The organism is Pseudoalteromonas sp. Scap03 (assembly GCF_013393115.1).
Classification (GTDB): domain Bacteria; phylum Pseudomonadota; class Gammaproteobacteria; order Enterobacterales; family Alteromonadaceae; genus Pseudoalteromonas.
This window is the reverse complement of the sequence record NZ_VDEU01000001.1, coordinates 90,956-106,317: the sequence shown is the minus strand read 5'-3', so window position 1 is coordinate 106,317 and position 15,362 is coordinate 90,956. Positions and strand designations below refer to the sequence as shown.

Here is a 15,362-nt window from a genome sequence, read left to right as displayed (position 1 = left end):
AAAAGGCGACGCTGCCTTTCTCTGTACGTAACTAGAGTGGATTTTATATTTCATGGCAATCAAACTTGCAATTAATGGTTTTGGTCGTATTGGTCGAAATATTGTCCGTGCACTATACGAATCAGGCTTAAGCGACGAGATCAAAATTGTTGCAATTAACGAACTAGCCGACCCTGAAGCTATTGCCCATTTATTAAAATACGACACCTCTCATGGTCGTTTCACTTTTCCAGTTAAACTAGGTGAAGACACTATCAGCGTTGCTGATGACACCATTGCATTATTTTGTGAAGAAAATCCAGTTGAATTACCGTGGCAAACGCTAGATGTTGACGTGGTACTTGAATGTACTGGCGTGTACCACTCACGTGAGCATGCACAGTCACATATTGCCGCAGGTGCTAAAAAAGTGTTGTTTTCCCATCCTGCTGATAATGATGTAGATGCCACCATTGTGTATGGCATAAACGACGATGAGCTGAAAAACGAGCATACTATTGTCTCTAATGGTTCGTGTACCACCAACTGCGTTGTTCCTGTTATTAAAGTACTCGATGATGCCTTTGGTATTGAGTCTGGCGCTATTACAACTATTCATGCGTCAATGAACGATCAGCAAGTGATTGATGCGTATCACCATGATTTACGCCGAACTCGTGCCGCCAGCCAATCTATTATTCCGGTAGACACAAAATTAGCCCGTGGTATCGACCGTATTTTACCTAAATTTAAAGGCCGCTTTGAGGCTATTGCCGTTCGTGTACCGACTATTAATGTGACCGCCATGGATTTAAGTGTCACGGTAAATACCGATGTAGATTTAAGTGCGGTTAATAGTGCGCTTAAGGCACAAGCTAAAGATAGGCTTGAGGGTATTTTAAGTTACACCGAAGAGCCGCTGGTATCGGTTGATTTTAACCACGATCCCCATTCTTGTATTATAGATGGCACACAGACACGTGTTAGTCATAAACGGCTGATAAAATTACTAGTTTGGTGTGATAATGAGTGGGGGTTTGCGAATCGCATGCTTGATACCGCTCGTGCTATGATGGCATTTAAGTAATATTTAAAACGTATTTATTGGTTTAGTATCGTTAACTAAGGAGATGTTCATGTCGGTCATAAAAATGGCAGATTTAGATTTAAACGGCAAGCGTGTATTAATTCGTGAAGATTTAAATGTACCCGTTAAAGCAGGTAAAGTGACGTCAGACGCACGTATTCGTGCTGCACTACCTACTATCAAACTTGCGCTAGAAAAAGGTGCAAAAGTGATGGTTATGTCACACCTAGGCCGTCCTACGGAAGGGCAATACGAAGACGAATTTTCATTAGCACCCGTTGTTGATTACTTAAATGATGCACTTGAGCAAACTGTTCGCCTAGAAAAAGATTACTTAAACGGCGTTGATGTTGCAGATAGCGAAGTGGTTGTTTTTGAAAACGTACGTTTTAACAAAGGCGAGAAAAAAGACGACGAAGCCCTATCAAAGCAACTCGCTGCATTATGTGATGTTTACGTAATGGATGCCTTTGGTACTGCACATCGCGCACAAGCTTCAACCCATGGTGTGGGTCTGTTTGCTGATGTAGCGTGTGCTGGTCCATTATTATCGGCTGAACTAGACGCCCTAGGTAAAGCACTTGATAACCCAGCCCGTCCGTTAGTGGCGATTGTGGGTGGTTCTAAAGTATCCACTAAATTAACCGTACTTGATTCGTTATCTAAAATTGTTGATCAGCTTGTTACCGGCGGTGGTATTGCCAATACCTTTATTGCAGCTGCTGGTCATCCCGTAGGTAAGTCACTTTATGAGGCTGATTTAATGGATGAAGCAAATCGTTTATGCGTTGCAGCGAAAGCCAACGATGGCGAAATACCGGTACCCACAGATGTTGTTGTAGGTAATGAGTTTTCAGAGTCAGCTGTAGCCACACTTAAAGATGTAAGTGAAGTCACCAGCGACGATATGATTTTTGATATTGGCCCTGATACTGCTAATCAACTTGCAAAAATTATTGCTAATGCGGGCACTGTTGTATGGAATGGCCCAGTGGGTGTGTTTGAGTTTGATCAATTTGGTAATGGCACTCGCGCTATTGCAAAAGCGATTGCTGATTCAAGCGCATTTTCTATTGCTGGTGGTGGTGACACCCTAGCGGCAATTGATAAGTATGGCATTAGTGATAAAGTATCGTATATTTCTACTGGTGGTGGTGCGTTCTTAGAGTTTTTAGAAGGCAAAAAACTACCTGCAGTTGCAATGCTAGAATCACGCGCTAAATAATACCTTAGGGTATTAGCTAGCCGTAAAGCAGATGTGCTTATTTCACATCTGCTACAATTAACGAGTAAATACCTCTCACTTTTATTTAGTCGTTAATAATATGAATTTTAGGCCATTTGCCTTTTAATTCATGGCGCAGTGATTGCGCCAAACTAACAAATCCGTTCAAACTAGGTAGTAAAATAACTACCGATAAATTGGAGAATACCCAATGGCTTTAATCAGTATGCGACAACTTCTTGATCATGCCGCAGAGCATGGTTACGGTGTACCCGCGTTTAATGTAAATAACCAAGAGCAAATGCGTGCAATTATGGAAGCGGCTGATAAAACAAACAGCCCTGTTATTGTGCAAGGTTCTGCGGGCGCACGTGCGTATGCCGGTGCACCTTTTATTCGTCATATGATTTTAGCGGCAGTTGAAGAATGGCCACATATTCCAGTGGTTATGCATCAGGATCACGGTACATCACCGGGTGTATGTCAGCGTTCAATTCAGCTAGGATTTTCATCAGTAATGATGGATGGCTCATTAATGAGCGATGGTAAAACACCTTCAAGCTACGATTACAACGTTGATGTAACACGTAAAACAGTTGAAATGGCGCATGCGTGTGGCGTATCTGTAGAGGGTGAGCTAGGTGTATTAGGTTCACTTGAAACTGGTGAAGCGGGTGAAGAAGATGGTGTTGGCGCTGAGGGTAAACTTACCACTGAGCAAATGCTAACAAATCCAGAAGAAGCGGCAGACTTTGTAAATAAAACCCATGTTGATGCGCTGGCTATTGCCTGTGGTACATCACACGGTGCCTACAAATTTACGCGTCCACCAACCGACGACATTTTAGCAATTGATCGTATTAAAGAAATCCACGCGCGTATACCAAATACCCACTTAGTAATGCATGGTTCGTCTTCAGTACCACAAGAGTGGTTAGAGGTGATCAACCAATACGGTGGTGAGATCCCAGAAACTTACGGCGTGCCAGTAGAGCAAATTGTTGAAGGTATTAAATACGGTGTGCGTAAGGTAAACATTGATACTGACTTACGTTTAGCGTCTACCGGTGCAATCCGTCGTCATTTAGCAATGAACCCGTCTAACTTCGACCCACGTAAGTTCTTAGCCGCTGCAACGCAAGCGATGACTGATATTTGTATTGCCCGTTACGAAGCGTTTGGTACTGCAGGTCAAGCAAGTAAAATTAAGCCAATTTCGTTAGATGAAATGCACCTTAAATACTTAAGCGGTGAGCTAAACCCAAAAATAAAATAATGAGCCAATAATAGCGATACTCTCGCGCTCATTATAAAAGCCAGTTGCCTATGCACTGGCTTTTTTGATCTGTGGGGGATCAGTATTTTACCTAGTTATTAATTTGGGATCACTCGATTACTAACTTGTCATATCTGGGATCATTACTTTACTAACTAAAGCGCTAAAATGGGCATGTTTTAGTCATTTAGGCATCGTAAAGCGCAGTGGTAGAATGAAAATTATACAAAAAATCATTGGTTTAGCTTTAGTAGTGGGTAAAATAGTGATCCGCAAAGGGATCTGCTTGATAAAACTCTGATCCTGATATTTAAGATCTTAATAAAGCTGATCTAAATAGTGTCGTGGCGCAGTGAGCTTTTATGATCAGACTAAAAATATAGTTGTTAAAACTCGTCGCTTAGTAATTTGATGATCTCATAAATAATATAAAAACTACGCGCAATTATTAAGCTATTAACACCTCAAACCGCTTTTTGATTTACAGCTTATGATGATACAAAGATGACATATTTAATTTTTTGTCACTATTTTGTGTTTTTTTTTACGCTCATTTTGATTTCCACGTTACACTTTAATAAAAATGTCATACTTAGTCATAATAATGAAACCTACTCAATAGCCTAAGAGATAAATTGGAATGTCACGTAAAGTATTAGTCGTTGATGACGAAGCACCTATCAGGGAAATGTTGGTTTTTGTTTTAGAACAAAATGGGTTTCAAGCCATTGAGGCAGAAGATTATGATTCTGCAATATCTGCAATGGTTGAACCTTATCCAGATATGGTGTTACTCGATTGGATGCTACCTGGCGGTAGTGGAATTCAAATCGCTAAAAAATTCAAACAAAATGAACACACACGCCAAATTCCTATCATTATGCTGACAGCCCGCGGCGAAGAAGAAGATAAAATACGCGGTTTAGAAGTCGGTGCTGATGATTACGTTACAAAACCGTTCTCACCTAAAGAGTTAATGGCGCGTATTAAAGCGGTTATTCGTCGTGTTGCTCCTACCTCACTTGAAGAGGCGATTGAAGTACATGGCTTACGTTTAGATCCTATTTCGCATCGTGTGACCTCAGGTGGCAGTGAGCTAGATATGGGGCCAACGGAATTTAGACTGTTACACTTTTTTATGACCCACCCTGAGCGTGTATATAGCCGAGAGCAATTACTTGATCATGTATGGGGTACTAACGTTTATGTTGAAGATAGAACTGTAGATGTTCATATCCGTCGCCTGCGTAAGGCAATTGCTACGCTTGGGCATGACCGCTTAGTACAAACAGTTCGCGGTGCTGGTTATCGCTTTTCGAGTAAATTATAAGTTTACTTCGTAAGTCACAATCTATTAACCTAGCACAGTCAAATCATCTGCTAGTGTTTATAAGGTAAAGAGCGTGTATGTATCGAGTTATTAACAAGCAGGCGTTAACTAAACGGCTGTTTGTCTATTTTATACCTTTGCTTTTAATTGGGGTGCTCATTGGTGCCCCATTTTTGATGTTGTTTTTGGGCGCTTTTTCGCTACTTATGTGGCATTACCATCAGCTTTATCGCTTAAGTGACTGGCTGCATGATCAACGCAGTTTTAACCCGCCTGAAGGGGAAGGGTCGTGGGAGCAAGTATTTGAAGGTATTTACCAGCTGCAACACCGCAATCGTAAAAAACGTAATGAGCTGGCAGAGCTAATACGGCGTTTTCGTGACGGCGCTGAGGCCGTACCCGATGCCGTTGTTGTGCTACAAAACGACTTATCAATTGTGTGGTGTAATCAACTTGCACTCAAAGTGTTAGGGTTACAGTGGCCGGTTGATCATGGTCAGCGTTTAGATAACTTAATTCGCGATCCTAAATTTGCTAAATATATGCGTCGTAAAGAGTTTAGCGATGCTCTGGAGCTTGAAAGTGGCCACAGTGTTGAGCAAGTTCTTGAATTTAGGGTTATGCCCTATGCCAATACACAGTTGTTGGTAGTGGTACGCGATGTTACTCGCTTAAAGCAACTTGAGCAGATGCGTAAAGACTTTGTAGCAAACGTCTCTCATGAGCTCAGAACCCCTTTAACTGTTGTTACCGGCTACCTTGAAATGCTCGATAGTGATTCACTTCCCCCGCCTGCAATGTGGAATAAAGCACAAACTACTATGCTAGAGCAATGTAAGCGTATGGATAGCTTGGTGAATCAGCTGTTGTCGTTATCGCGCATCGAAGGGGGAAAGCAACACAGTAATGACAAAGCGGTGAATGTGCCACGATTATTAAACTTAATTGAAACAGAAGCGCAATCTATCAATCAAGACAAAGGCCATCAACTTATTTTTAAGATTGATGCATCGCTTGATATTACCGGTGCTGAGGATGAACTTAGAAGTGCCTTTTCAAATTTAGTATTTAATGCCATTCATTATACTAAACCAGGCGGTAAAATTGAGGTACTTTGGCAGCGCAACAATGAACAAGCATGTTTTAGTGTGACCGATAATGGTGATGGTATTGCACCTGAGCATATTAACCGGTTAACTGAGCGTTTTTATCGAGTAGATAAAGCCAGAAGCCGTACCACAGGTGGCTCAGGCTTAGGCTTAGCTATTACCAAGCATGTGCTTACTCGCCATGGTAGTCAATTAAAAATTCACAGCGAGCTGGGTAAAGGTTCTTGTTTTTCTTTCGCGTTTTCAAGCGATAGACTTATCGTTATTTCGCCATTAGTAGCAAGCAATATAGGTAGTCATAAAAGTGTCATTTAAGAGTCACACCATTGTCATGTACTCACTTTAGAGTGAACCGCAGTTAGGAAATGGGACGAACAAATTGGAGAACCCCAAAATGAAATTTAAAAACTTAGTTGCCGCAATGGGTGTGGCTGTTACAACATTTGTATCTGCACAAGCGGTTGCATTAGAAGACGGTATTCCTGAGTATCAAAAAATTAGCGGTGTATCAGGTAACTTTTCATCAGTAGGGTCTGACACATTAGCCAACATGATGACCTTTTGGGCTGAAGAATATAAGCGTATTTACCCAAATGTAAATATTCAAATTCAAGCGGCAGGTTCGTCTACTGCGCCACCAGCACTAACTGAAGGTACGGCTAACTTAGGTCCAATGAGCCGTGCAATGAAGTCAAAAGAGATTGAAGCATTTGAAAAGCGTCATGGCTACAAACCAACACAAGTGCGAGTAGCAATTGATGCGTTGGCAGTATTTGTACACAAAGATAACCCAATCGAAGGACTACGCATTGACCAAATCGATGCTATTTTCTCATCAACTCGTAAATGTGGTGCATCAGAGCAAGTAAATCGCTGGAGTGATGTTGGTCTAGAAGGTGATTGGGCTGCAAAAGACGTGCAATTATACGGACGTAACTCAGTATCAGGTACTTACGGTTACTTTAAAAAGAAAGCGCTATGTAAAGGTGATTTCCGTAATAACGTGAACGAGCAACCGGGTTCGGCTTCTGTTGTACAGTCAATTTCAGCGTCATTAAATGCGATTGGTTACTCTGGCATTGGTTATAAAACATCGGGTGTGCGTACTGTTCCGTTATCTAAAAAAGGCACTAACTTTGTTGATGCCACGCTTGAAAACGTAGCACAAGGTAAATACCCACTATCACGTTTTTTATATGTTTATGTAAATAAACACCCAAATAAGCCACTTGGGCCAGTTGAAGCTGAGTTCTTAAAGATGGTACTTTCTCAAGACGGTCAAAAAATTGTAGAAAAGGATGGCTATGTACCACTTTCTGCAAAGTTAGTTGAACTAGAGCTTAAAAAGTTAGGCTTGAAATAAGCAGCCAAAGCAAATAATAAAAAACCGCTCATTGAGCGGTTTTTTTGTTTTACTTAAGATTATTTAGTTTGTTGCTTTACCTAAGTTTTCAGCTTGTACTTTGCATTGATTGTAAGCCTCAATACATTTTGATGAACAAACCTGCGATTTAAGACTATCGGTGGTTGTTTGCTGTTCGCAGCTGGTTTCACATTGATAACTTTGTTGAGCACACTGATTAAGTGCTGGATTACCCGGCTGGCTCTGGCAGCCAGCAATAACTGCAAACGAAAAAGCCACGAGGCTAGTTTTAAAAAAAGTTTTCATGCTTATCCTTAAAATGAGGCCACACCAGTATTAAACTTCAACCTGAATATTGTCGATTAATCTAACACTACCTAAAAAGGCGGCAGCTAAAATTACAAATCGTGTATCTTCGAGTGTAGCAGCTTTTAATGTATCTCGTTGAGCTATCGAAAAATAATCTGGTTTTAGGCCTGCGTTTTCTAATGCGTTCTTTGCTTCACTTTCCAATGTAGCAAAGTCTTTATTACCGCTTTTTATTTGCTGCGCACAATGCTTTAAGGTATTAAATAAAGCAGGAGCGGTTTGTTTTTCATCACTTGATAAGTACCCATTACGCGAGCTCATGGCAAGGCCGCTAACTTCACGCATGGTAGGTACACCAATAATTTCTACTGGTATTGATAAGTCAGTAGCCATGGTTTTAACAACTTGTAGCTGCTGAAAATCTTTTTCACCAAAACAAGCATAATCAGGCTGTACTAAATTAAATAGCTTAGTAACAACAGTCGCTACGCCTTTAAAGTGGCCTGGGCGTGAACCACCACAATATCCCATTGAAATACCAGGCACATCAACAAAGCTTTGCGCGCCTAAACCATTAGGGTAAATAGTCTCAACACTGGGGATAAACAAAATGTCTGTTTCAAGATCAGCTAACCCTTGCTTATCAGCATCTAGAGTACGCGGATAACTGTCTAAATCTTCGTTAGCACCAAATTGCATTGGGTTAACAAAAATGCTCACGACCACTTTATCGGCCAGTGTTTTAGCTTTTTCTACCAGTGAAAAATGACCACGGTGTAAGTTGCCCATAGTAGGAACAAATGCCACGCTTAAACCGGCTTGGCGCCAGGTTCTAATTTGACTGCGTAATGATTTTATTTCAGTGATTGACTGCATTATTTAAACTCGTGTTCAGCGCTTGGGAATACGCCGCTTTTGACATCGTTACAATACTTTTTAACTGCAGCAGGCATATTGCCTGTTTCGAGTAAAAAGTTTTTTGAAAATTTAGGAATATAACCTGCAGAAATGCCCACCAAGTCGTGCATAACCAAAATTTGACCATCGGTTGCATTACCCGCACCAATCCCGATTGTAGGGATGCTCAATGACTCTGTAACGCGTTTTGCTAAGGCACTTGGAATACATTCAAGCACCAGTAGTTGAGCACCTGCGGCTTCTAATGCTTTTGCATCGGCAATAATTTTTTGCGCTTGCGCTTCTTCACGGCCCTGGATTTTAAAACCACCGAATACATGCACAGATTGCGGTGTAAGACCCAAATGGCCACACACTGGAATACCTTGTTGGGTTAGTGATTTAATGCTGTCATGTAGCCATTCACCGCCTTCAAGTTTGACCATATTAGCACCCGCGCGCATCAGTTCTGCAGCATTTTTACACGCATCATTTGGGGTTGCGTAGGTCATAAACGGTAAATCAGCAATAACAAATAAATCACGGCTTCCTGCGCGCACACAGCGAGTATGGTAGGCAATTTCTTGGTTTGTAACCGCTAAGGTATCATCGCCACCTTGTAATACCATACCCAAAGAATCACCAACTAAAACAACATCAACGCCGTTATCATGAAATAACTTAGCAAAACTAGCATCGTAAGCTGTTAACGCAGTGATTTTATTACTTTCAGCCTTCATTTTATTCAAAGTTGAAACGGTTATTTTAGACATAATATTCTCGCAGACAATGGCCTTAATTAATTACCGTGGTAATTGTTGTAAGTCGTTAAGCGGTAGGGTATTTGCTATCTGTTTGATAGATGCGCCGCTAGGTAAAATCAGTTCCGGTGCAATTTCTTGCAGTGGGTAAACAACAAATTCTCGCTCAGTTAATCCGTAATGAGGCACGGTTAAACGATCGGTATTTAAAATGTGTTCACCAAATAATAAAATATCAATATCCAATGTGCGTGCGCCCCAGCGCTCAGCCTTTCTGACTCGCCCATGTTCCAGTTCTATGGCTTGGGTTAAATCGAGTAGTTGCTCTGGCTCAAGTGAAGTGTTGATACAGGCGACTGCATTCACATAATCAGGTTGATCTTGTGGTCCCATAGGCTTGCTCGCATAATAATGCGAGCAGGCTATAAGTTCGCTGTTTGGCAAGCTTTTAAGTGCAATAACAGCGTTATCAAGTTGTTTTTTAGGGCTGTTAAGGTTTGCACCTAACCCCAAATAGACACGTAACATTATTTACTCAGCTGGCTTTTTAGTAGTACGACGACGAGGTCGCTTGCGTGGCTTTGGGCCACCTTGATGACCAAGCTCTCGTACCATTTCTTTTTGGCCATTAATATCTTGACCTAAGTACTGTGTCCACCACTGTGCCAGCTCTGTATGCTCAGTTTCACCAGCATCAACACGCAATAGTAAAAAATCATAAGCGGCTTTAAAGCGCGGCTGCTGTGTTAAACGATAGGCACGCTGGCCAGCACGTTTATCTAAGCGTTGTTGAATATGCCAAATATCACGGGCACCTAAAGTAAAGCGTTTTGGTACGGCAATATGTTGGGCATTCTCACTCAGTACTTTATTAATTGCTTGAGCAAATGCATCGTATTCTGATAGTTGCTCTTGGCGTCTAATTTTTTCAGTACGCTCAATCAGCGGGAACCACAGTAATGCTGCAAATACGAATGCAGGAGTGACTTTTTTATCTGCATTAATACGGATATCAGTGTTTGCAAACATCTGCTTTATGAAGGTTTCTTCAAGTCCGCCAGGGTTTTTATTTAAAATACGGTCTAGCTCAGGAAATAACGACTTAAATAAACCGTACTGACGCAGCATTATAAAGTTTTGCTGTGCTTTGCCGTTTAAAAATAGCTTGAGTATTTCTTCAAATAAACGCGCTGGCGGAATATTATCAAGCAAGCTCGCTAATTCGGTAATCGGCTTTTCGCTTGCTGGCGCTATTTGCATATCTAACTTGGTGGCAAAGCGCACTGCGCGAAGCATACGTACCGGATCTTCACGGTAGCGTGTTTCAGGATCGCCAATTAATTCTATTTGTTTTGCTTTGATAGCGGCTAAGCCATTTGCGTAATCGTAAACACAAAAATCATTAATCGAGTAGTATAAAGCGTTGATTGAAAAATCACGGCGTTCTGCATCTTCTTCAATGCTACCAAATACGTTATCGCGAAGAAGTTGCCCATGTTCACTTGACTGGCTAATTTGATTTTTATCTTCTTGTGCTTCGTGATGGCCGCGCATTGTGGCCACTTCAATAATCTCACGGCCAAAAACAATGTGCGCCAAACGAAAGCGGCGACCAATTAAGCGACAGTTACGAAACAGTTTTTTTACTTGCTCAGGGGTAGCATTGGTTACAACATCAAAATCTTTAGGTTGTTGGCCTAACAATACATCGCGAATGCAACCACCAACTAAGTAAGCATCATAGCCACCATCTTTTAGGCGGTAGAGTACTTTGATTGCATTTGGGCTAAATTGTTTGCGAGAAATACCATGCTCACCTCTAGGGATCACTAACGGCTCACTGCTGATTGCGACATTTTCGTTATTGGCACTTGGGCCGATAATTTGTCGACAAAATTGAAAAAGCTTGGAAATAATAGTCTGTCTCCTAGAGAAGCGGTTGATTTGCTCGCCATTGCAATCAAAATCACAGCAAGTATTCGCTTAAAGCGTGATTCTTACCGTTTAATGTAATTAGCATATATTTAGGCGGCTATCATATACCAGCAAGGTAAAAAAATTAAGTTGCAGCACTGAAATTAAGCCATTTTTAACGATTTTATTTGAATTAATCACACGTAATACGTAATGGGAGGTTAAATCTGTATTTCGCGCTTAGCAGGAACAAGGCTTAAGTTAAAATGCGCCACGCCCCAAGCGAGTAATTGTTCTGTGTTTAAATCCATTAGTTGCTCATGTATTGGCAAGCCTAAAAATTCGAATACAGCTATTAAAGTGGGCTTTGGATTTTGTTTGCAAATTGCAGGGGCGTAATTTTGCTTAGACAGTTTAAACCCTGGTTTTGCTACAGCCAAAGGCAAATGAGCAAACTCTGGAATAGGGCAATTTAGCTGTTTAAATAAGCTAATTTGACGCGCAGTCGGTTCAATTAAATCAGCGCCTCGCACAATACGATTAATCCCCTGCTCAATGTCATCAATAACCACCACCAGTTGATAGGCAAATAAACCATCGCTGCGTTTGATTATGTAATCTTCATGAGCGAGAGCTGGGTCCACGTCAATATGCCCTTGAATAAGGTCTTTATAATCAACGGTTGCATAGCATTGAGTTAAACGTAGGGCATGACCTTGTTCACTTAGTTGGCTGTGTTTACATTGCCCTTGATAAATGCCGCCGAGGGCTTTTATTTGCTTACGAGAGCACTGGCAGGCATAAACAAGCTGTTGTTGTGACAGAGCGTGAACGGCATCTTGATAAATAGTAAGACGCTGTGTTTGGTACACAACGTTTTCATCCCAATTGAGGTTATAGGCGTCTAAGGTATTTAGGATATCGGTGGCGGCGCCTTTTACAACGCGAGTGGTGTCTATATCTTCAATGCGAACTAACCACTTTCCTTGGTTCGCTTTTGCATCTAGATAGCTACCTACAGCCGCCACAAGTGAGCCAAAATGTAACGGTCCGGAAGGGGACGGTGCAAATCGGCCGCGATAGTTAGATACTTGCGCAGTAACGGCTGTAGAAGACATGGCTATACTTAATTAGCCGCGTCCAGATTGCTTTTCTTTGATTTCAGCAAGTGTTTTACAGTCTACACATAAATCAGCAGTAGGGCGCGCTTCTAAGCGACGAATGCCAATTTCAATGCCACAAGACTCACAAAAGCCAAATTCGTCTTCTTTAATTAATATAATTGTTTTTTCAATTTTTTTAATTAACTTACGTTCGCGGTCACGAGTACGAAGCTCTAATGAGAACTCTTCTTCTTGTGCTGCGCGGTCAACGGGATCAGGAAAGTTTGCTGCTTCGTCTTGCATGTGTGATTTGGTACGATCAACTTCGTTACGTAAATCATTACGCCAAGTTTCTAAAATTGTTTTAAAATGAGCACGTTGTGCATCATTCATGTACTCTTCACCCGGTTTTTCTTGGTATGGTTCTAAACCGGCTTGAGCCAATAAACCATGTCTTTTTTGGTCTGGCATAACTCTCTCCTAAATCCTTAATTTAATGCCTCAGCATTAGCCGGCGGTATAAATAACAGAAACTCATACCCTAGGCAAATTTATTTTTAAATAATCGAATTAGCTTAACCCTGTTTGGTGATATAAAAGTAGTAAAAGTACTACTTATACTTTCTTATCACAGTATTGGTTTATAAACTGGCGTAGTTATATGGGCAATAATAATAAAAACAACTTATTTTTACTTTTTGACTAAGTATTTTTTTGGCGTAGCGCAATACCAACGTTTAAATGCGCGCTTTTACTCAACAAACGCCACTTTCTCAACTAAAGTTACTTCACTAGCAGAAATATGGGCTTTATAAGCTAATATTTCTACGCCTTGCTCAATCGCTTCGCTTAGTAATTGTGCATAGGTTGAATCTATATGTGCCGCCGCACTCACTTGTGTGATCCCTTGATGTAGCACCGAAAATAGTAATACCGCACGATGCCCTTGTTTTACCATTTCGATTAATTCACGAATATGCTTTTGCCCACGAACTGTTTGCGCATCAGGGAAGTAACCTTGGCCGCTTTGTGGATGCTCTTCACTTAGGAGAGTCACTGATTTAACTTCAACATAGCAATTGGCTTTACTGCTGTGGGTAAGTAAAAAGTCGATGCGGCTGTTTTCACTGCCATACTTCACTTCACTTTGGACTTGTTGATAGCCTGTCAGCTCTTTAATCACTTCAGCGTTAATCGCTTCTTCTACTACTTTATTAGCAACGGCTGTGTTTACACAAATAAGCTGTGATAAGTTATTTTGCGTCAGCTCTAATGACTGTGGGTACTTTCGTTTGGTGTTACTGCTGGTGGAATAAAAGGCATTAAAACCAGAGTCTGCACAGCCCGTCATTTTCCCCGTATTAGCACAGTGAGCGGTAAAAGTGCTGCCATCACTGAGCTCTAAATCAGCTAAAAAGCGTTTGTAACGTTTTAATAACGTAGCAGATTGTAATGGCGGGGTGTATTTCATTAATGACTTCCTTATATAACCAGAGTTCAGGTTAAGTAAAATAAGACTTTGCGGTCTATTTGAGGTTATTTACCGCAAGCTGTTGGGAACTTAGGCGCGCTATAGTAAACTCAACCATACATTTAAGTGCAAGGATATTCTAACATGAGTGAAAAATTTGTTGTTCAATTAAGCGAGCAATCGGCACCAGGACACTGGGGCGAAAGTGCGTCACTATCTTTTAACGAACACGGCGCAACGGTTCATTTATCTGAGCAAGAAACATTAAAAAACGTGCAAAAAGCGGGTCGTACTATTGCAAGCCAAGGCATTAAAAGTGTTGTGCTTGAAGGCGATGTTTGGTGTACAGAGAGCCAATGGGCATTTTACCAAGGCTTTGTATCACCAAAAGTACTGCACGGTGTTGAGTTTGTTGATAATGCACAATCTGATTTAAAAGAACTTGCTGATTTAAAAGCTTCAGCAACGTGGGCACGTGAAATGGTTAACGGCACCGCCGATGACATTTACCCAGAGAGCCTAGCAGAAAAAGCGGCTGAATTTATTCAATCACTGGCACCAGAACATGTTAGCTACCAAATAATAAAAGGCGATGCGCTATTAGAGCAGCAATGGATTGGTATTCATGCTGTAGGTCGTGGTAGTGAACGCCCACCTGTATTACTTGAGCTTGATTACAACCCAACTGGCGATGATAACGCACCAGTAAGCGCAGCACTTGTAGGTAAAGGTATTACATTTGACTCAGGCGGTTACTCAATTAAATCTAGCGAAGGCATGTTAGGCATGAAGTGCGACATGGGCGGAGCTGCAACGGTAACTGCAGGTTTAGCGCTGGCCATTAATCGTGGTGTAGAAAAGCGCATTAAGCTGTTTTTATGTTGTGCAGAGAACTTAATTTCCGGTCATGCATACAAACTAGGTGACATTCTTACCTACAAAAATGGCACAAGCGTTGAAATTGTAAACACAGATGCTGAAGGCCGTTTAGTATTAGCTGATGGCCTAATGGCGGCAGGTGAGACGGGTGCACCACTTATTATTGACGCAGCAACATTAACGGGCGCAGCCCTTGTTGCCGTTGGTCAAGAATACAACGCGTTATTTGCCCTTGATAAAGAGCTAGTACGTGAAGTAGAAGACTTTGCATCACAAGAAATGGAAGCCGCATGGCCATTACCGCTTGAAAAGTGGCATCAACAAAACTGCCCATCACCGTATGCCGATACAGCAAACAGCCGTGCACAAAAAGGCGGTGGCTATGGTGGTGCTTCAAATGCAGCAGGTTTCTTATCTCGCTTTGTGCCAAACGATGGTAAAGGTTGGGTACATATTGATTTAGCGGCAGCATTTAATATGGGTGGTGGTACTAGTCAGTGGGCTTCAGGTGCAACTACACAAGGTATGCGTACAGTAGCGCGCACCTTGCTTGAAAAAGCATAATCAACTCAGACTAAGCAATTAGTTAAAAAATAGGTGCCTAAGGGTGCCTATTTTTTTATCCGCCATACAAGCAATTTTGTTTTATTTACGGTAAA

The 15,362-nt window shown here is 41.4% G+C and carries 15 protein-coding genes; 7 read left to right on the top strand and 8 right to left on the bottom strand.

The genetic code is table 11. The features are described from left to right. Positions 1-52: 52 nt before the first annotated feature. The 6 genes from epd (at position 53) to FHG08_RS00465 (ending at position 7,369) form a co-directional block, all read left to right on the top strand. Positions 53-1,066 (top strand): erythrose-4-phosphate dehydrogenase, encoded by a 1,014-nt coding sequence (gene epd, locus FHG08_RS00490; protein ID WP_109874182.1) that lies wholly within the window; start codon positions 53-55, stop codon positions 1,064-1,066. A gap of 49 nt (positions 1,067-1,115) precedes the next feature. Next, on the top strand, positions 1,116-2,291 hold the full coding sequence (locus FHG08_RS00485) for a phosphoglycerate kinase (protein ID WP_178956515.1): 1,176 nt from the start codon (positions 1,116-1,118) through the stop codon (positions 2,289-2,291). A 211-nt stretch (positions 2,292-2,502) separates the two neighbouring features. Then, on the top strand, positions 2,503-3,567 hold the full coding sequence (gene fba / locus FHG08_RS00480) for a class II fructose-bisphosphate aldolase (RefSeq protein WP_008111197.1): 1,065 nt from the start codon (positions 2,503-2,505) through the stop codon (positions 3,565-3,567). 640 nt (positions 3,568-4,207) lie between these two features. Continuing rightward, positions 4,208-4,897: a phosphate regulon transcriptional regulator PhoB gene (gene phoB / locus FHG08_RS00475; protein ID WP_008111196.1), complete on the top strand. Its 690-nt coding sequence runs from the start codon at positions 4,208-4,210 to the stop codon at positions 4,895-4,897. A gap of 77 nt (positions 4,898-4,974) precedes the next feature. Continuing rightward, the gene (gene phoR / locus FHG08_RS00470) at positions 4,975-6,321 is read left to right on the top strand and encodes a phosphate regulon sensor histidine kinase PhoR (RefSeq protein ID WP_138609180.1); all 1,347 of its coding nucleotides are present in this window, start codon (positions 4,975-4,977) and stop codon (positions 6,319-6,321) included. 79 nt (positions 6,322-6,400) lie between these two features. Then, positions 6,401-7,369, top strand: coding sequence for a PstS family phosphate ABC transporter substrate-binding protein (locus tag FHG08_RS00465; protein WP_010387635.1), 969 nt, complete (start codon positions 6,401-6,403; stop codon positions 7,367-7,369). Positions 7,370-7,432: 63 nt separating this feature from the next. Here the strand turns inward: FHG08_RS00465 and FHG08_RS00460 are convergent, their stop codons facing one another. From FHG08_RS00460 to sfsA, 8 genes are all read right to left on the bottom strand, one after another. Continuing rightward, on the bottom strand, positions 7,433-7,675 hold the full coding sequence (locus FHG08_RS00460) for a hypothetical protein (RefSeq protein ID WP_138609178.1): 243 nt from the start codon (positions 7,673-7,675) through the stop codon (positions 7,433-7,435). Between the two features lie 30 nt (positions 7,676-7,705). Continuing rightward, the gene (panC, locus tag FHG08_RS00455; protein ID WP_138609176.1) at positions 7,706-8,554 is read right to left on the bottom strand and encodes a pantoate--beta-alanine ligase; all 849 of its coding nucleotides are present in this window, start codon (positions 8,552-8,554) and stop codon (positions 7,706-7,708) included. Beyond that, on the bottom strand, positions 8,554-9,348 hold the full coding sequence (gene panB / locus FHG08_RS00450) for a 3-methyl-2-oxobutanoate hydroxymethyltransferase (protein WP_178956514.1): 795 nt from the start codon (positions 9,346-9,348) through the stop codon (positions 8,554-8,556). The genes panC and panB overlap by 1 nt, the downstream gene beginning before the upstream one ends. A 30-nt stretch (positions 9,349-9,378) precedes the next feature. Further along, the gene (gene folK / locus FHG08_RS00445; RefSeq protein WP_178956513.1) at positions 9,379-9,864 is read right to left on the bottom strand and encodes a 2-amino-4-hydroxy-6-hydroxymethyldihydropteridine diphosphokinase; all 486 of its coding nucleotides are present in this window, start codon (positions 9,862-9,864) and stop codon (positions 9,379-9,381) included. Positions 9,865-9,867: 3 nt separating this feature from the next. After that, the gene (gene pcnB, locus FHG08_RS00440) at positions 9,868-11,166 is read right to left on the bottom strand and encodes a polynucleotide adenylyltransferase PcnB (protein WP_178956512.1); all 1,299 of its coding nucleotides are present in this window, start codon (positions 11,164-11,166) and stop codon (positions 9,868-9,870) included. A 305-nt stretch (positions 11,167-11,471) separates the two neighbouring features. Continuing rightward, on the bottom strand, positions 11,472-12,368 hold the full coding sequence (gene gluQRS, locus FHG08_RS00435; protein WP_138609170.1) for a tRNA glutamyl-Q(34) synthetase GluQRS: 897 nt from the start codon (positions 12,366-12,368) through the stop codon (positions 11,472-11,474). A gap of 12 nt (positions 12,369-12,380) precedes the next feature. Continuing rightward, on the bottom strand, positions 12,381-12,824 hold the full coding sequence (gene dksA, locus FHG08_RS00430) for an RNA polymerase-binding protein DksA (RefSeq protein ID WP_008111170.1): 444 nt from the start codon (positions 12,822-12,824) through the stop codon (positions 12,381-12,383). Positions 12,825-13,104: 280 nt separating this feature from the next. Continuing rightward, on the bottom strand, positions 13,105-13,824 hold the full coding sequence (gene sfsA, locus FHG08_RS00425; RefSeq protein ID WP_178956511.1) for a DNA/RNA nuclease SfsA: 720 nt from the start codon (positions 13,822-13,824) through the stop codon (positions 13,105-13,107). Positions 13,825-13,968: 144 nt separating this feature from the next. On the opposite strand from sfsA, the gene pepB reads away from it, so the two are divergent. After that, positions 13,969-15,267, top strand: coding sequence for an aminopeptidase PepB (pepB, locus tag FHG08_RS00420; protein ID WP_054201839.1), 1,299 nt, complete (start codon positions 13,969-13,971; stop codon positions 15,265-15,267). The last annotated feature ends 95 nt before the right edge of the window (positions 15,268-15,362 follow it).